Origin of the sequence: Parvularcula lutaonensis, assembly GCF_014651915.1 — a bacterium.
Lineage (GTDB): Bacteria > Pseudomonadota > Alphaproteobacteria > Caulobacterales > Parvularculaceae > Parvularcula > Parvularcula lutaonensis.
The window spans coordinates 394470-410743 of record NZ_BMXU01000002.1 but is presented as its reverse complement, the minus strand read 5'-3'; the positions used below and the strand labels follow the sequence as shown (position 1 = coordinate 410743).

Annotated in this window: 16 protein-coding genes; 4 read left to right on the top strand and 12 right to left on the bottom strand. The window is 62.7% G+C overall.

Annotated features, from left to right (window positions below; all coding sequences use genetic code 11):
* Positions 1–32: 32 nt before the first annotated feature.
* Both IE053_RS10270 and IE053_RS10265 read right to left on the bottom strand, forming a co-directional pair.
* Positions 33–3104, bottom strand: coding sequence for a TonB-dependent receptor domain-containing protein (locus tag IE053_RS10270; RefSeq protein ID WP_189575629.1), 3072 nt, complete (start codon positions 3102–3104; stop codon positions 33–35).
* 210 nt (positions 3105–3314) lie between these two features.
* A complete protein-coding gene (locus tag IE053_RS10265; protein ID WP_189575626.1) occupies positions 3315–3566 on the bottom strand; it encodes a hypothetical protein in 252 nt (83 codons plus the stop codon).
* Here IE053_RS10265 and trxB point away from each other — a divergent pair.
* Positions 3553–4539 carry a thioredoxin-disulfide reductase gene (trxB, locus tag IE053_RS10260; RefSeq protein WP_189575624.1) on the top strand — a complete coding sequence of 329 codons (987 nt, stop codon included), beginning with the start codon at positions 3553–3555 and terminating at the stop codon, positions 4537–4539. The genes IE053_RS10265 and trxB overlap by 14 nt on opposite strands.
* A gap of 40 nt (positions 4540–4579) precedes the next feature.
* Here the strand turns inward: trxB and surE are convergent, their stop codons facing one another.
* The gene (surE, locus tag IE053_RS10255; RefSeq protein ID WP_189575623.1) at positions 4580–5332 is read right to left on the bottom strand and encodes a 5'/3'-nucleotidase SurE; all 753 of its coding nucleotides are present in this window, start codon (positions 5330–5332) and stop codon (positions 4580–4582) included.
* A 151-nt stretch (positions 5333–5483) separates the two neighbouring features.
* Between surE and IE053_RS10250 the strand changes: the two genes are divergently transcribed.
* Positions 5484–5762, top strand: a complete 279-nt coding sequence (locus IE053_RS10250) for a hypothetical protein (RefSeq protein WP_189575621.1) — start codon at positions 5484–5486, stop codon at positions 5760–5762.
* A gap of 2 nt (positions 5763–5764) precedes the next feature.
* Here the strand turns inward: IE053_RS10250 and serS are convergent, their stop codons facing one another.
* Both serS and folK read right to left on the bottom strand, forming a co-directional pair.
* Positions 5765–7039 (bottom strand): serine--tRNA ligase, encoded by a 1275-nt coding sequence (gene serS, locus IE053_RS10245; protein ID WP_189575619.1) that lies wholly within the window; start codon positions 7037–7039, stop codon positions 5765–5767.
* Positions 7040–7096: 57 nt separating this feature from the next.
* Complete coding sequence (gene folK / locus IE053_RS10240; protein ID WP_189575617.1) at positions 7097–7606, bottom strand: 2-amino-4-hydroxy-6-hydroxymethyldihydropteridine diphosphokinase; 510 nt, start codon at positions 7604–7606, stop codon at positions 7097–7099.
* A gap of 69 nt (positions 7607–7675) precedes the next feature.
* On the opposite strand from folK, the gene IE053_RS10235 reads away from it, so the two are divergent.
* Positions 7676–8260 (top strand): LabA-like NYN domain-containing protein, encoded by a 585-nt coding sequence (locus IE053_RS10235; protein WP_229786174.1) that lies wholly within the window; start codon positions 7676–7678, stop codon positions 8258–8260.
* Positions 8257–8922 (top strand): uracil-DNA glycosylase, encoded by a 666-nt coding sequence (locus IE053_RS10230; RefSeq protein ID WP_189575615.1) that lies wholly within the window; start codon positions 8257–8259, stop codon positions 8920–8922. The genes IE053_RS10235 and IE053_RS10230 overlap by 4 nt, the downstream gene beginning before the upstream one ends.
* On the opposite strand, the gene IE053_RS10225 is transcribed toward IE053_RS10230, so the two are convergent.
* The 7 genes from IE053_RS10225 to ftsH form a co-directional block, all read right to left on the bottom strand.
* On the bottom strand, positions 8923–9273 hold the full coding sequence (locus IE053_RS10225) for a hypothetical protein (RefSeq protein WP_189575613.1): 351 nt from the start codon (positions 9271–9273) through the stop codon (positions 8923–8925).
* Positions 9270–9644: a hypothetical protein gene (locus tag IE053_RS10220; protein WP_189575611.1), complete on the bottom strand. Its 375-nt coding sequence runs from the start codon at positions 9642–9644 to the stop codon at positions 9270–9272. Before IE053_RS10220 ends, IE053_RS10225 begins: the two co-directional genes overlap by 4 nt.
* Positions 9641–10441: a bifunctional hydroxymethylpyrimidine kinase/phosphomethylpyrimidine kinase gene (gene thiD / locus IE053_RS10215; RefSeq protein WP_189575609.1), complete on the bottom strand. Its 801-nt coding sequence runs from the start codon at positions 10439–10441 to the stop codon at positions 9641–9643. The genes IE053_RS10220 and thiD overlap by 4 nt, the downstream gene beginning before the upstream one ends.
* A gap of 4 nt (positions 10442–10445) precedes the next feature.
* On the bottom strand, positions 10446–11810 hold the full coding sequence (gene glmM / locus IE053_RS10210) for a phosphoglucosamine mutase (RefSeq protein WP_189576933.1): 1365 nt from the start codon (positions 11808–11810) through the stop codon (positions 10446–10448).
* 66 nt (positions 11811–11876) lie between these two features.
* Positions 11877–12674 (bottom strand): dihydropteroate synthase, encoded by a 798-nt coding sequence (folP, locus tag IE053_RS10205; protein WP_189575607.1) that lies wholly within the window; start codon positions 12672–12674, stop codon positions 11877–11879.
* 26 nt (positions 12675–12700) lie between these two features.
* Entirely contained in the window at positions 12701–14038 is a 1338-nt protein-coding gene (locus IE053_RS10200; RefSeq protein WP_189575605.1) for a hypothetical protein, read from the bottom strand.
* Positions 14039–14367: 329 nt separating this feature from the next.
* Entirely contained in the window at positions 14368–16272 is a 1905-nt protein-coding gene (ftsH, locus tag IE053_RS10195; protein ID WP_189575603.1) for an ATP-dependent zinc metalloprotease FtsH, read from the bottom strand.
* Between the last annotated feature and the right edge of the window lie 2 nt (positions 16273–16274).

Genomic DNA, 16274 nt, shown 5'->3' with positions numbered 1-16274 from the left:
GACGGGCGGAGCGAGGCTCCGCCCGGTCCCGCTTAGAGGTTGGCGTTCAGGCCGATGAAGAAGAAGCGGCCGCGCGGACCAGCAGGGCGCGACAGCGAGCCGAGATACGGCTCTTCTTCGAAGGCGTTGTTGATACCGCCATAGACTTCGAAACGATCGCTGATTTCGTAATTGACCGAGAAGTCGTGGACGAAGGCACCGTCGTTTTCGATGATGTTGGCGAAGTTCGGATCGCTTTCGATGTCACGGTTCGTGATACCGACCAGGAGCTGCGAGCTCTCGTAACGACCGCGCCAGCCGAGGGTCAGGCTTTCACCGAGATCCCAGTCAGCGTTGAAGTTGACGATCCATTCCGGACGCGTCGCCTCGCCAAGGACGTCAAAGACATCGTCGGGCTGCGCCGGGTCGCGAACTTCCTCATTCTTGAGGAAATGCGTGCCTTGCGAGCTGACACGGACCGACGAGGCCATGCCGCCGACATCGGGCGTATCGAAGGAGTAATCGACGCGCCAGTCGAGACCCGAAGTCTCCACCGAGCCGAGGTTGATGAGGCCCGAGCGGAAGCCCGTGATGAAGCCATTGGTCGGGTCACGATCGATGGCGTCACAGAACGGGTTGTTCAAGTCCGGAAGGTCAACACAGTTCGAAGCGATCTGGAACGCGGAAAGCGAGTCGATCAGACCTTCGATCTCGATGTCGTAGTAGTCGAGGGTCACGATCAGGCCGTCCAGCGCGCCGCCGAACTCACCGGCCGGCTGCCAGACCGCACCGACAGTGAAGGTATCAGCCTCTTCCGGAGCGAGGTTCGGGTTACCACCGCTTTGACCCGGAATACGCGCCGAGACGAAGTTGGTGGAGTTGTACGAACCGATGTTCGGGATCAGCGCCGCACAGTTGGCAGCACGGAACTGCGAACCGGCGTTGATGAACTGCGGGTTACACGGATCGTCACCAGCGCCGATGAAGGCCGTGAAGGTCGGAGCGAACGCTTCGCCGATGTTCGGGACACGGACCGCACGCGACTGCGTTGCGCGAAGGGTCAGGTTCTCGAAGATCGACCAGCGGGCACCGACGTTCCAGGTGTCGGTTTCATCAAACGCGCTGTAGTCGGAGTAACGATACGCGCCATTGACCTCGATACGCTCAGCGAACGGAAGGCCTTCAACGACAGGAACGCGAATTTCGCCGAAGAATTCGTTGACGTCGTACTCGCCGCCCGACGGGTTCACCGGACCACCATTCGAACCAATGGTGCCGAAGGTCAGGCCAGCACGGGTCAGCGCGTCAGGCGTGTAGCTCGACTGCTCTTCGCGCCATTCGTAACCGATGGCGTACTGGATCGGGCCAGCGGGAAGCGTGAACCACGGCTCCGAGTCACCAGCGAGCGTCGCGAGGAAGTCACGCTGCTCGATGTCGTTGCGGTCGACAACTTCCTGGAAGATGAAGTCCGCCGCTGCACGGGTGATGGAGTTGTCGCCAAACAGGTTGACCGGAACACACTGTCCATCGCCCGGCTCGAAGGTCGAGATCTGGAAGTTCGAGTTCTGGGCCGGGAACGGCGAGGCCGGCGGGACCACGGCGTTGGGATCGATGTCCGAACGGCAGACAATGTCGCCGGTGTTCGGATCGACGACAGCGTCGATCGCGGCGAAATAACGGTCCTCGACACGGGCAAAGGACGAAATGTCCGCATCCGTACGGCCGTAGTTGAACGAGACCTCGTAATTCATGTTGAGGTCTTCGAAGGCGCCTTCGATGCCGCCGACGATCCGGAAGGTCTGGCGACGCGCAACCGGGTTCGAACGGGTGGTGGCGTCAAGGACGTCACGCGACATGACGAGGATCGGGTCGATGCCCTCGTTCTGCAGCTGTGTGATCTGGGCGCGCAGCGGAGCAGGGATGAACGGGTTCGCGAGATCGATCGGGATATCGTCGTTGAAGCCGTTGACCTGGTTCGATTCCTGGGTCCGCGTGGTGACGAACTTGGCATCGAAGAAGGCGTTCATCCAAGGCAGCAATTCGTACTCGGAACGCGTCTGGAAAAGCACGCGGTTGCTTTGCGGCAGCAGGATCTCGTCATCCGGCTCGGCCGAAACACCGTCACCGCCCTGGGCATCAAACGGCCCTGCGTAGATTTCGCCGACATCGAATGCGCGCAGAACGCCAGTCGAGCGCTCATAGAACTGACAGGTCGGGATGTTCTGCGAACCGATGGTTCTACAACCATCCTGGCCACCGCTGCTGACGACCTCGACAAAGGCGCTGGAGAAACCGGCCGTGTTGCCATCGCCGAGAGCGATCACGCCACCCGAAGAGGAAATCGGCAGGCGCTGGTCAACGAGCCAGACATTGCTGAAGGTCGGGTCAGCAGCGTCGCCGGTCGCTGGAGCGAGCCAACCACGGCCGAAGCCTGCGAAGTCGCGGTCGCCGGCGAGGATCGATTCGGTCTGCTGGTATTCAACCGCAAAGACTGTCGAGCCGCGGCCGTCGGCGGTTTCGAAGCCGTTGGCGATCGAAAGGAAGACTTCTTCCGCGTCACCATCGTCGGTCACGCCGGCCTGGGTACGGATTTCGAGGCCATCGAAATCGCTGGCGTCGCGCATGACGAAGTTGACGACGCCCGAAACAGCGTCTGCACCGTAGATCGACGATGCACCACCGGTCGACACTTCTACAGCGCCGAGCAGCGCGGTGGACATGGTGTTCACGTCGACAGCGGCGGTGCCTTCGATGCCGGCCACGTGGCGGCGGCCGTCTTCGAGAACCAGGGTCCGCTCTTCACCGAGGGCGCGGAGGTTGAGAAGCGATGCACCGAGCGGGGTGCCATTGAAGGCCGAGAATGAACCCGGAAGCGAAGCCTGCAGCTGCGGCGATTCACGCAGCAGGGCGGCAATGTCGATCTGGCCCGAGTCACGGATGTCTCCGCCGCCGAAGGCCACAACCGGGCCGGAGGCCTCGAGCGTGCCGTCGGTTGCAAGGCGCGAACCCGTGACGACGATAACGTCGCTATCGTCCACATCGTCTTGGTTGTCTTGCGCGATCGCGGTCGATGCCGTCGCGATGGCGATGGCACTGGCTGCGACGCCGAGATGAAGCATTTTCATACGGATAGTCCTTCCACCGTTCTGGTGACCAATGGCCGCAGGAAGGACGCGCGGGTGCGCGCCCCAACCTACCCCGGACCGAAGGTCACGTTGGTGTCATGTAACGAGAGCGCGGGGTTAACGCGCAAGGCTTTTGCTGCGCCGCGGAGCACCTGGCTGCGCCTTCCTGACAATCTGTTGCATTAAAGACACGAAATCTAAAGCAGCGGATTATAGCGCACTCTGCCGTAAAAATAGCAGACGGCTGCACTTCACGCTGCGCCGCACCAGAGCGCCCTGCGGATAGCAGTTTCCGGGATCGCCCCACTCCCTCGAACCGATCGCGGCCACGCGGGCCATCGGCAAAGGCGGCAGGGCACCGTCGGGCATCACCATTGCGCGTTTCAGCCGCTTGAAGGAATCGCACCCTGCCTTCACATAGCCGGTCTTGACGAATTCGAGGCTGACCATGGCAGAGACCAAGCACCGCAAACTCCTTATCATCGGTTCCGGTCCGGCGGGCTACACCGCCGCGATCTACGCGGCGCGCGCCATGCTGGAGCCGACGATCGTCCATGGCCTGCAGCCTGGCGGGCAACTGACCATCACCACGGATGTCGAGAACTATCCGGGCTTCGCCGAGGTCATCCAGGGGCCGTGGCTCATGGAGCAGATGCAAAAGCAGGCTGAGCATGTGGGCACCGAGATGATCAACGACGTCATCATCGAAGCTGACTTTTCCAAGCGGCCCTTCACCCTCAAAGGGGACAGCGGCGACACCTACACGGCCGATGCTGTCGTCATCGCCACCGGTGCGTCGGCGAAATGGCTCGGGCTTCCCTCCGAGCAGCATTTCCAGGGTTTCGGCGTTTCGGCCTGTGCGACCTGTGACGGTTTCTTTTACCGCGGCAAGAAAGTCGCTGTCGTTGGCGGTGGCAACACGGCCGTGGAGGAAGCCCTCTTCCTCACCAATTTCGCGGAAAAGGTCGTGCTCATCCACCGCCGCGACTCCTTGCGCGCCGAAAAAATCCTCCAGCAGCGCCTGCTCAACCATCCCAAGGTTGAGGTGCTGTGGAACCGCGAGGTGGAGGAAGTGCTGGGCGAGGAAGAGCCGCGCGGCGTCACCGGGCTGCGGCTCAAGTCGACCGTGGGCGAAGACACCATCGAGATTGACTGCCACGGCGTCTTCATTGCCATCGGCCATGCGCCGCAGACGGACATCTTCAAAGGCCAGGTCGAGATGAAAGACAGTGGCTACATCATCACCGCGCCCGACTCGACCGCGACCTCCGTGCCCGGTGTCTACGCGGCGGGCGACGTCACCGACGAGACCTACAGGCAGGCGGTGACGGCTGCGGGCATGGGTTGCATGGCGGCGCTCGAAGCGGAGAAATTCCTCGCGGCGCAGGAGGAGCTCGGTCAGCCTGCGGCGGTGGAACAGCACGTCGCCGAGTGATCGGGTCGCGTTGCGCGGAAACCTCTGCGCCGCCGCTTCCTCAGAAAGCGTCGCGCAGGCGGTCGATCGTCCGCTCGTCCGTGAGCTGGAGATGGAGCGGCGTGATCGCCACGTGCTTGGTCCAGACTGCGTGCAGGTCCGTGTCAGGAAGCGGCTCGCCAGGCTTCCCGCCGAAACCGAACCAGTAGTAGCGGCGCTGGCGCATATCCATCCGCTCTTCGACGAAAAGCTCGAGGTTTTCTCGCCGCCCCTGTCGCGCAAGCTTGACCCCGGCCACCTCCTCCGGAGGGCAGTTGGGAAAATTGATGTTGATGACGACATTGTCGTCCCAACCCTTGTCCAGGAGCTTCCGCAGGATGTCCGGAGCCAGCGCGGTCGCCGTTCCGAAGGGGGCCTTGTTGCGGTCGGCCCGTGCCTGGCTGAGCGCGACCGAAGGAATGCCGATGGTCATGCCCTGGAAGGCAACGGCGATGGTGCCCGACATGGTGACGTCTTCGGCAAGGTTCTGGCCGTTGTTGACCCCCGAAAGAATGAGGTCGGGCCTTTTGTCCTTGAGGAGCTGCTCGACACCGAGCTGGACGCAGTCCGTCGGCGTGCCATCCACAGCATAACGCCGGGGCGCGACCTTCCGGATCCGCAAGGGCCGGGTCAGGGTGATCGAGCGGGCCATGCCTGACTGGTCGACCTCCGGCGCGACGGTCCAGACATCGTCCGAGAGCTGGCGCGCGATCTCTTCGAGGGCTTCAAGCCCCGGTGCGTTGATGCCGTCATCATTGGAGCAGAGAATGCGCATGGGCCGTCCTTCGTCGCTTGAAGCCTCGTTAACCACTCACCGCGCAGGCTGCGCAAGGGTGGCATAAACCGCCTTGCCTTGGGCCAAATTCGGCCTTGCGGAGGACGCAGGACAATCCCCATATCGTCGCCCCATACCTTGGAGACCGCTGATGTTCGACGAGAAGAGCTTTGAAGACCTGATGCTGTCGGGTCTCGTGGTGTCCTCGCGCATGTGGCGCGTGGCCAGCGGACACCCCGGATCAAGCCGCGAGTTGGAGCGGATGGTCACGGAGAAGGTGAAAGCCGCGACCGAGGGCTATTGGGGCCTTGCAGCCGGCCTGATGACTGGCGACGCGAAGAGCTGGCAGGACCCGGCCGGAAAATTCGCCGAGCCGGGCCGCAAGACGCTGCGCAAGAACGCCAAGCGCCTCGCAGGCTACGGCAAATAGCCTCAGCCCGCCGAAATCACGTCTTTGCCCATCACGGGCTTGAGAACATCCGGCACGGCGATCGAGCCGTCCGCCTGCTGGTAGTTCTCGAGGATCGCCACCATGGTCCGGCCCACGGCGAGGCCCGAGCCGTTCAGCGTATGGACGAATTGCGGCTTCTTCTCGCCTTCGCGGCGGAAGCGGGCGTTCATCCGGCGCGCCTGGAAGGCGCGGGTGTTCGAGCAGGAGCTGATCTCCCGGAACTGTCCCTGCCCCGGCAGCCAGACCTCGATGTCGTAGGTCTTCGCAGCACTGAAGCCTGTATCGCCCGCGCAGAGCACCATCGTCCGGAACGGCAGGTCGAGGCGCTTGAGGACTTCCTCGGCACACGACGTCATACGTTCGTGCTCTTCGTCCGACTGCTCCGGCGTCGTGATCGAGACGAGCTCGACCTTCGAGAACTGGTGCATACGGATCATGCCGCGCGTGTCACGGCCAGCCGATCCGGCTTCCGCGCGGAAACACTGCGTCCACGCGGTCATGCGCTTGGGGAGTTCTTCTTCGGTAAGGATTTCGTCGCGCACGAGGTTGGTGAGCGTGACCTCGGCGGTTGGCGTGAGGTAGCGGCCATCCGTGGTCTTGAATGCGTCGTCCTCGAACTTCGGCAGCTGGCCCGTCCCCGTCATGGCGTCAGCGCCCACAAGCACCGGCGGCAGCACCTCATCATAGCCAAACTCCTCCGTGTGAAGATTGAGCATGAACGTCGCGATGGCCCGCTCGAGCTTGGCGAGATCTTTCTTGAGCACGACGAAACGCGAGCCCGAGATCTTTGCCGCGGCTTCGAAGTCCATCATGCCGAGAGCTTCGCCGAGGTCGTAGTGCTCCTTCGCGCCGTCAATCTGGCGCGGCTCGCCCCATTTGCGGACCTCGACATTGTCGTCTTCGTCCGCGCCATCAGGAACATCAGCATCGAGAACATTCGGGATCGGCAGGAGGGCAGCGTGCAGCTCGGCGGAGAGCCGGCGCTCCTCCTCTTCGAGGTCCTTGACCTTCTGCTTCAGCGCCCCGACTTCGGCCATCACGGCCTGCGCCGCGGCCTCGTCGCCCGACGCCTTTGCTGCGCCGATCTTCTTCGAGACCTGCTTTTGCTCCGCCTGCGCATCATTCATTGCCTTGACGGTCGAGACCCGCTTCTCGTCGATGGCGAGAATGTCGGCAGCCCGGTACTCGGCGCCGCGGCGTCTCATGGCCGCGTCGAAAGCCTCGGGGTCGTCCTTGATGGCGCGTAGGTCGTGCATGGTGGTCTCCGTTGGAGGCGCACCATAGTGGCGTGCGCCAAGCCTGCAAGCCTTGGCCTAAAGCGGTTTCGCGGTGATTTCGGGGAGCGCAGCGATCATCTCCGCCACGCTCGCATCGGTCGCCGGGTGGCGGAACCGTGGCGCGAGGTCCCTGAGCGGCAGGAGGACGAAATCCCTTTTCGCGATCCGGGGATGCGGCAGGGCCAGCTCCTCGCTCTCCACCACCTCATCGCCCATGGCGAGAAGATCGAGATCCAACGTGCGCGGAGCGTAGCGAAGCCTGGGATCCTCCGAACGGACCCGCCCGAATCGCGTCTCGATTGCTTGCAGGCCATGGAGAAACGGGAGCGGCATCAGCGCCGTCTCCACCGCGGCTACGGCGTTGGTGTATTCAGGTTCCGCCGGATCGGGCCAGGCCGGGCTCCGGTAGAGCGGCGAGAGCGACACCGCTCGCCCCAGACCCTTCAGTTCCTCGGCAGCACGCATCAGGATCTCGCGGCTCGGCATGTCGCGCCAAGGCTTGTTCGACCCCAGCCCGACCAGCGCCAATCTGAGCGCGTTTGTCATGTCGCGACCCCCTTGCTAGTTTCGCAGCCGATATTGATTCCATTTGTGATAACTCTCGGGCGGTATTGCATGACGGACTGGATGGGCCTTGATCCGGATGACAGGACGGCAGTCTTCATCGACGGTGCCAATCTCTACAAGACTGCCAAGACTTTGGGCTTCGACATTGATTACCGGAGCCTGCTGGCGCGGTTGAAGCGCGAAACCCGTCTCGTCCGTGCGCACTATTACACGGCCATGCCCGAGGACAAGGACGCCGATTACTCGCCGCTCCGGCCTTTGGTCGACTGGCTCGACTATAACGGCTTCACCATGGTCACGAAGACGGCGCGGGAGTTTGTCGGACAGGATGGCCGCAAGCGCTATCGAGGCTCGACGGATATCGAGCTCGCGGTCGACATGGTGATGATGGCCTCGAAGCTCGATTGCATCGTGCTCTTCACCGGCAATGGCGATTTCCGTCACGCAATCCAGCGGGCGCAGGAACAGGGCTGCCGCGTCATCTGTGTCTCCACCGTGGAAACCCAGCCGCCCATGGCCTCGGACGATATCCGCCGCCAGGCGGATCAGTTCGTTGACCTCACCGAACTCGAAGACGTCATCGCGAGGAAGAACGCGCCGCAAAAGAGCGAACAGGATGACGAGGACGCGTGACAGCCGCACCACCGCCTGAGGCTCCACAGGACTGCCCGCTGTGCCCCCGCCTCGTCGAATACCGCCTCGAGAATGCGCGGCTCGAACCTGACTGGTTCAATGGCGCCGTGCCTAGTTTCGCGCCCGAAGGAGGGGAGGAGGCTGTCCGCCTCCTGATTATCGGACTCGCACCCGGACGTACGGGGGCGAACAGGACCGGCCGCCCCTTCACCGGCGATTGGGCCGGAGACCTCCTCTATGACTCCCTGTGCAGGTTCGGGCTGGCCGAAGGGTGCTATGACAAGAGGCCCGATGACGGCCTCTCTCTCAAGCGAACCATGATCACCAACGCCGTGCGTTGCGTGCCACCGGAGAACAAGCCTGTGGGCAAGGAGGTCAACAATTGCCGGCCCTTCCTCCGCTCACGGATCGACAACTTGCCGAACCTCAGGACGATCTTGTGCCTTGGCAAGATCAGCCACGACTCCACGCTGCGCACACTGGGCCAGAGGGTGGCGGCCATGCCGTTCGGGCATGACACCGCATATGAAATCGAAGGGCCGAACGGCCCGCTCCTCTTGCGATCGAGCTACCATTGCAGCCGGTACAACACCTCGACCGGGCGCCTCACCCAAGAGATGTTCGACGATGTCATCGCAAAGTGTGCCGAGGATATCCGCTGATCAGGCGTCCACGTCACAGGTTGGATAATCGTAGTGCACGTCGAACCGCATGTTCTGGTCCGACCCGAAAACAGAGATCGCAAAGCGCAGCTCTTCTGACAGGGGGCGCGGCTGGCCTTCGACGAGGCCGAAACGAACGTCCTTCTCATAGGCATTGAGCTTCGCGACCATCTTCATACGGACAGGCTTTTCGAGTTTCTCCGTATAATGAGAGACGTAAGGCCCGTTACCATCGTCCCTTACGGTCAGGGTGATGCTGGTATGCCGCGAGATGTCCTTGTCAGCCAGCGAGATGGAGTTCTTCGGCAGGCCAGACAGCGTGTAGACAGTGATGGCCCCCTCCTCACTCACCTTCTCCAACGGTAGCTCAAGCCTCGCACGCACAGTCTCATAGGTGTGGCGTCAAGGGAGACGGAGTTGGAGCCGCCCTCATCGTCCCCCTTATCCGCCCCACCGTCGTCGGCGGAAGCGGCACCTTCTCCTTCGACAGGGTTGCCATCTTCATCGAGCCGCGTGGTTTTCTTTGTCTCGGGATCAATGCGAAGGCGCTGCGACTCTTCCCCGTCGGGGGTCGCGAAGTTCATCAGCACATCGACAGCACACTGAAATTCCGGAACCTCCGGACGCTCGGCGGCTGAGGCAAGAAGCGGGTCGGCGGACAGGATGTTGAAGACGAGCGCGATCATGTCATCAGCATGGCAGGCAAGGAACTTTATCGTCAATCGGAAAAACTGGACCTTACGAGATGGTTCACCGGACCGTGGCCGCGACCGAAACCGGGGGCCGAAGCAATCGCTTCGTGGACATAGGCAATGGCCCTGCCCGTCGCCTTCGAGAGGGGCATGTCCTGCGCGATCCCAGCGGCCAGCGCGCTCGATAGGGTGCAACCGGTGCCGTGGGTGCTCATCGTCGCGATGCGCTGGTTCTCGAACGTCACCGCTTTCCCGTCAGCCTCCACAAGCAGGTCTGTCAGGGTCTGCCCGTCGCCATGACCGCCCTTGGCGAGGACGGCCTGTGCGCCGAGATCCAAGAGCGCTTTGGCTGCCTTCTTGATCGTTTCATCACCTCCAAGCTTCAGCCCGCTGAGCGCTTCGAGCTCCGGCAGGTTGGGCGTGACAACACTGGCAAGCGGGATAAGCTGTTCCCTGAGGAAATCTGCCACCTCGCCTCTCCCGAGGCTGTCGCCGCTGGTCGCCACCAGGACCGGATCGACGATGACTGGAACGCCTGGCGCATCGGCAAGGCCAGCAAGGATGGCTTCGCCAGCGGCGACGCTGCCGACCATCCCGATCTTGATGGCATCAGCGCCGATATCGTCGAGGACGACTTCAATTTGCCTACGAATGATATCGGGAGGGACATCGTGCACGGCATGAACACACGTCGTGTCCTGCACTGTCACCGCGGTCACTGCCGTGGCGGCATAGGCGCCCATCGCGCTCACCGCCTTGATGTCAGCCTGAATGCCCGCGCCCCCACCGGAATCCGATCCCGCGATGATCAGGACGCGGCCTTTCATTCTGTCAGAGTGCTTTTCTGACGGCGCTGCAGATGTCGTCGACGACCTTGCGCACGAGCTGCTCGTTCTCGCCCTCCGCCATGACCCGGATCAGTGGTTCCGTACCCGATTTGCGGATCACGGTGCGGCCCTTGTCGGCGAGGGCCTTGTTGCCTGCGTCGATCGCCTTCCTGACGTCGTCCGTCTTGAGAGGGTTTTCGCCCGAAAACCGGACATTCTCAAGGATCGACGGGAAGGCGTCGAAGTTGTCACAGACCTCCGAGACGGGCCGGTCCTGTTCCGCCACGACGCGCAGGACATTGAGCGCCGTGATGAGGCCGTCCCCGGTGGTGGCATAGTCGGAAAGAATGACGTGTCCTGACGGTTCACCGCCAACATTCATGCCTCTCTCACGCATGGCCTCCACCACATAGCGGTCACCGACCTTTGTCCGTACGAGGCTCATGCCATGTTCGCCAAGGAACTTTTCGAAGCCCATATTGGCCATGACCGTGCCGACGACGCCTTCGCCGCGCAGCTTGCCCTGGCGCTGCAGCGACGTGGCAATCGTGGCGAGGATCTGGTCGCCGTCGATCAGGTTGCCCTTTTCGTCGGAAATCAGCACGCGGTCTGCATCGCCGTCGAGAGCAATCCCGATATCGGCGCGGTATTCGAGGACCGCCTGCTGCATCTTCTCGGGATGCGTTGATCCGCACCCGTCATTGATATTGAAGCCGTTCGGCTCGACGCCGATCGCCTTCACATCGGCACCCAGCTCCCAAAGGACCACTGGCGCAGTCTTGTAGGCGGCACCATTGGCGCAATCGAGGACCACGCGAACACCCTCGAGACTCAGGCGACGGGGCAGGGTCGATTTCGCGAACTCGATATAGCGGGGGCCAGCGTCGTCGATCCGCTTGGCTCGCCCTAGCTTCTCCGGCGTCGCGAGGCCGTCCGTCACCCCCTCTTCCATGAGGGCCTCAATCTCGAGCTCGAGATCGTCGGACAGCTTGTAGCCATCGGGTCCGAAGAATTTGAGGCCGTTGTCATGATACGGATTGTGGCTGGCCGAGATCATCACTCCGAGATCGGCACGCATGGAGCGGGTGAGCATGGCCATGGCCGGAGTCGGCACCGGGCCGAGCATCAGGACATCCATGCCCGCGGCAACGAAGCCCGCGCAGAGAGCGGGCTCGATCATGTAACCCGAAAGGCGGGTGTCTTTCCCGATGACAACCCGGTGGCGATGCTCTCCGCGGCGGAAGATCTTGCCCGCGGCCATGCCGAGGCTCATCACGCCCTGCGGCGTCAGCGCGCCCTGGTTCGACATCCCTCGCACGCCATCCGTGCCGAAGACCTTGCGTTCCCTGGGAGTCTCGTCGCCGCGCATCATTCTCTCTCGTTGTCCGGGAGGACGCCTATAAACCAAAGCCGTGAAGCTTAGAAGAACGCCGGATCAACTCGCGTTTCTCTTCAGGGCACGGGCCACCGCGAGGGCCTGCCGCGTCGCCGCGACGTCATGGACGCGGGTGTAGGTGAAACCGGCCTCCAGTCCACGCAAGGAGGCGGCGATACTGCCGCCGAGGCGCTCCGATGCGGGGCCATCCCGGTCCAGCGCGGCGATGAAACGCTTGCGGCTGGCCCCCAGAAGGGTGCGTGTGCCCAGTTCTGCGAACCGCTCCATCTCGCGAAACAGGGCGAGATTGTGCTCAAGCGTCTTGCCAAAGCCGATGCCCGGATCGGCAATGATCCTCTCCTTGGGGATACCGGCCCGCGCGCAGGTGGCGATCCGACTTTCGAGAAACCGATACACCTCCGAAACGACATCGTTGTAACGGGGTTCCTGCTGCATGGTGCCAGGCTCGCCCTGCATATGCATCAGGCAGACATGGCAGCCGAGCTTCGCAGCCAGCGGTGCGTTCTCGCCGCCAAAGCGAAGGGCGGTGACGTCGTTCCAGATGCTGGCCCCCGCGCCGATGGCGGCCTCGGCCACCTCCGGCTTTCGCGTATCGATGGAGAGGGGGACCCCAACCTCCCGGACCAGGCCGTCGATGACAGGAATGACGCGGCGGAGTTCGTCCTCCACCGGGACCGGCTCCGCGCCCGGACGGGTGCTTTCACCGCCAATATCGAGAACGTCTGCGCCCTCCTCGACCAGGGAGAGGCCGTGCGCGATGGCACGGCCCGGATCGAGAGTCTCTCCACCATCGGAGAAGCTGTCAGGCGTGACGTTGACGATGCCGAAGATCTGCATCGCCAACGCCTAGACGGCGCGAGCGTCTAGCGGAAGCGGCGGCGGACGAAGTCGATCGAGCGCCTGTCGCCTTCGCGTTGCGGGGTTCGTGCCTCATCCGTGGGGATGTCTTCAAGGAAACGACGTGGCGGCGCACGGTCCACGAAGTCCCGGCGTGCGGTTTGCTCCGCGTAGTCATAGTCAGGCGCTTCAGCGGAAGGCTCTTCGGCAACCTCGTCTAGCTCAGCCGGTTCGGCTGGTGCTTCCTCGACAGCTTCGCCGCCAAACTCTTGCTCCTCGAACTCGTCGAGAGCGTCGGCAACAGCCGCTTCGGCCGGCGGCAGGTCGTCATCTTCCATGACGTTGCCGCGGACCGCGCGCCAGATCAGGCCGCCAAACGCGAGCTCCATCGACAGGATGATCACGTAGGCAACGGCCGCAAGCCCCGCGAGAAGGATGCCGAAGACCACCTGTCCGCCTTCGGGCAGCACGGCACCAAGCGCCGAGACCGCAACGAATGCGATCATGAAGACGCCGTAGAGAAGAGCGAGGAGGACCGAGAACACAACCAGGCTGAAGAAGATGCGCCATGCATTGCCTCGGGTCGCCTTGAACGCCTCGATAAAGATGAGGCGGTTCTCGGCCGCAATTGCCGGAACGATGGCGATGGTGCGCAGGCTGACCCAGATCGTCGCGAGGATGAAAGTCAGGTAGCCCAAGACGATGGTCGTCACGGCGACCACTTCGTTCATCGTCGAGACGCCGAGAAGGACAAAGAGGATGATCGGGCCAGCAATACCGAGCACGAAGGCCTGGATCAGGACGCCGAGGATGTAGGAGCCTGCGATGGTGCGCAGCTCGCGTCCGCCAAAGCGGAAATAGAGGAAGCCCGACGGCCAGGAGCGGCGTCCGGCGGACACCTCGTAGATAACGGTCACCACCGGGGTCAGCGCGAAAAAGGCGAGGAACATCAGGATAATGCCGGCGGAAAATCCGCCAAAGATCATCATCTGCGCCGTGGCGGCGTCGCCTGCTTCGATCGAAGGCCAGGGGAGCGCGGCGATCGTCTTCACCGCGGTGCGGAATTTGGCGCTGACGCTGTCACTGAGGTCGAGTTCATATTCCTCGAACTCATCGACGCGCTCGTCGAGTTCCTCCATCTCGCGCTCGAACTCTTCGAATTCTCGCTCGAGTTCTGCCTCGATCTCCTTGAGATGCTCGGCCAGCCCTTCCATGCCGGTGCCGAGCGAAACCACGCCGCCAGCAAAGAGGGCAATGGTGACGAGGAGCGGGAACCAGCCCACCCGGATGACATTCCCGAGTTCTCTGAAGCCGAAAACGAATGCTTCCACGGCCGTTCCAACGACCGGAACTTTTCTATCCATCACCCACAGCCCCCGGATTTCGCGATTGCGCCTGCTAACGTTCCGTTAACATCGCGAAGTGTGATTGAAAACCGCTAAGCCGCGATTGGCTAACGCTTTCGTCCGGAAATGGCTCATTGAGAGGCGGGATCACGAAGGAAGCCATGGGATGAGGGGCAGGGCAACCGCGCTAATCCCGTCTAAGTCACGCTTCATGTGGAGCTGCCATGCCGCTGGTCTTGAGCGGCCCGAACCATTATCCATGCTTGCAGAACCCGCTTGCTGCGCTCCGCCGGGAAGAAAAAGGCCAGCCCGAGGGCTGGCCTTGAACAGAACTGGTGTGGGGAAGCTCAGGCCCCTTGGGGTTCTGCGCCACCGACCGGGCCATGGCGATGGCCAGCGGTTGGTACCGAGCTCGGCGGCGGGCCTTTCGGCTCGCTCGGCTCGTCGCGGTTGATCCGCTCGCCCCTCAGGAGCGCCTTGATCTCTTCGCCTGTCAGCGTTTCGTATTCGAGAAGCCCTTCGGACAGCGTGATCCAATCGTCGTGATTGGTTTCGGCGAGAATCTTGCGGGCATACTCATAGCCGTCATTGACGATCCGCTTGATTTCTTCCTCGATCACCTTGGCCGTGTCGCCCGAGATCGATTTCGAACGCGCGATCGACTGGCCGAGGAAAACCTCTCCGTCGTCCTCGGCATAGGCAATCGGGCCGAGCTTGTCGGACAGGCCATATTGCGTGACCATGGCCCGGGCCAGCTTGGTCGCCTGCTCGATATCCGAGGACGCACCCGAGGTGACGTTGTCCTTGCCGAATTTCAGTTCTTCGGCGACGCGCCCGCCCATCATGATGGCGATCCGGCTCTCCATTTCGATCTTGGACATCGAGAAGCGATCGCGCTCAGGCAGCTGCATGACCATGCCGAGGGCGCGGCCCCGCGGGATGATCGTCGCTTTGTGGACCGGGTCGGTCTTCGGCACGTTGAGGGCGACGATGGCGTGACCGGCCTCGTGATAGGCGGTCAGGGCCTTCTCTTCCTCAGTCATGACGGTGGAGCGGCGCTCGGCACCCATCATGATCTTGTCTTTCGCGTCCTCGAACTCCTTGTTCGTCACGATCCGCTTGCCGCGGCGTGCGGCGAGGAGCGCTGCCTCGTTGACGAGGTTGGCGAGGTCCGCGCCTGAGAAGCCGGGCGTACCGCGCGCGATGTCGCGGATTTTGACGTCGGGGCCGAGGGGCACCTTCTTGATATGGACGCCGAGAATCTTCTCGCGGCCAACGAGGTCCGGGTTCGGCACGACGACCTGACGGTCGAAGCGGCCAGGGCGCAGGAGCGCCGGGTCGAGAACATCCGGACGGTTGGTGGCGGCGATGAGGATGATACCCTCGTTGGCCTCGAAGCCGTCCATCTCGACGAGGAGCTGGTTCAGGGTCTGCTCGCGCTCGTCATTACCACCGCCGAGGCCTGCGCCACGGCTGCGACCGACAGCGTCGATCTCGTCAATGAAAATGATGCAGGGCGCATTTTTCTTGGCCTGCTCGAACATGTCGCGAACACGGCTCGCCCCGACGCCGACGAACATTTCAACGAAGTCCGAACCGGAGATCGTGAAGAAGGGCACGCCGGCTTCGCCAGCGATGGCGCGCGCCAGCAGCGTCTTGCCGGTCCCCGGAGGGCCAACGAGCAGCGCGCCCTTGGGGATCTTGCCGCCAAGGCGCTGGAAGCGCATCGGGTCGCGCAGGTAGTCGACAATCTCCTCGAGCTCTTCCTTGGCTTCGTCGATGCCCGCGACGTCATCAAACGTCACGCGGCCCTGTTTCTCGGTCAGGAGCTTCGCCTTGGACTTGCCGAAGCCCATGGCCTTGCCGCTCCCCGCCTGCATCTGCCGCATGGCGAAGAAAATGATGCCGAGGATGAGGAGAACAGGCAGCAGGTTGATAAGCACCTGCAGGAGAAGCGGGGCCTCCTGCTCGGGGATCACGTCCACCGAGACGTCGCTCTGATAGAGGAGCTCGGCTGCGGAGGCGCCCGAAGGCACATTGACGACGAAGCGCGTGCCGTTGTCGAGGACGCCGGTCACGGTGTCCTGTTCGATGCGCGCCTGCTCCACATTGCCGGCTTCCACCTTAGTGCGGAAATCGCTGTAGCTCAGCTGGGTCACGCTCTGCGCAGGGGTCGCGGACGAGAAGAAGTAGATGAGCATCAGGGCGACGACGAGCATCAAGCCCCAGACCATCCAATGGCGACCATTCATAT

Excerpts from the sequence above, each read along its gene's own strand:
- IE053_RS10235 (WP_229786174.1), top strand. The coding sequence starts at position 7,676 with ATGACGGACTGGATGGGCCTTGATCCGGATGACAGGACGGCAGTCTTC.
- ftsH (WP_189575603.1), bottom strand. The coding sequence starts at position 16,272 with ATGAATGGTCGCCATTGGATGGTCTGGGGCTTGATGCTCGTCGTCGCC.
- IE053_RS10200 (WP_189575605.1), bottom strand. The coding sequence starts at position 14,038 with ATGGATAGAAAAGTTCCGGTCGTTGGAACGGCCGTGGAAGCATTCGTT.
- IE053_RS10270 (WP_189575629.1), bottom strand. The coding sequence starts at position 3,104 with ATGAAAATGCTTCATCTCGGCGTCGCAGCCAGTGCCATCGCCATCGCG.
- thiD (WP_189575609.1), bottom strand. The coding sequence starts at position 10,441 with ATGAAAGGCCGCGTCCTGATCATCGCGGGATCGGATTCCGGTGGGGGC.
- surE (WP_189575623.1), bottom strand. The coding sequence starts at position 5,332 with ATGCGCATTCTCTGCTCCAATGATGACGGCATCAACGCACCGGGGCTT.
- IE053_RS10250 (WP_189575621.1), top strand. The coding sequence starts at position 5,484 with ATGTTCGACGAGAAGAGCTTTGAAGACCTGATGCTGTCGGGTCTCGTG.
- serS (WP_189575619.1), bottom strand. The coding sequence starts at position 7,039 with ATGCACGACCTACGCGCCATCAAGGACGACCCCGAGGCTTTCGACGCG.
- folP (WP_189575607.1), bottom strand. The coding sequence starts at position 12,674 with ATGCAGATCTTCGGCATCGTCAACGTCACGCCTGACAGCTTCTCCGAT.
- trxB (WP_189575624.1), top strand. The coding sequence starts at position 3,553 with ATGGCAGAGACCAAGCACCGCAAACTCCTTATCATCGGTTCCGGTCCG.
- folK (WP_189575617.1), bottom strand. The coding sequence starts at position 7,606 with ATGACAAACGCGCTCAGATTGGCGCTGGTCGGGCTGGGGTCGAACAAG.
- glmM (WP_189576933.1), bottom strand. The coding sequence starts at position 11,810 with ATGCGCGGCGACGAGACTCCCAGGGAACGCAAGGTCTTCGGCACGGAT.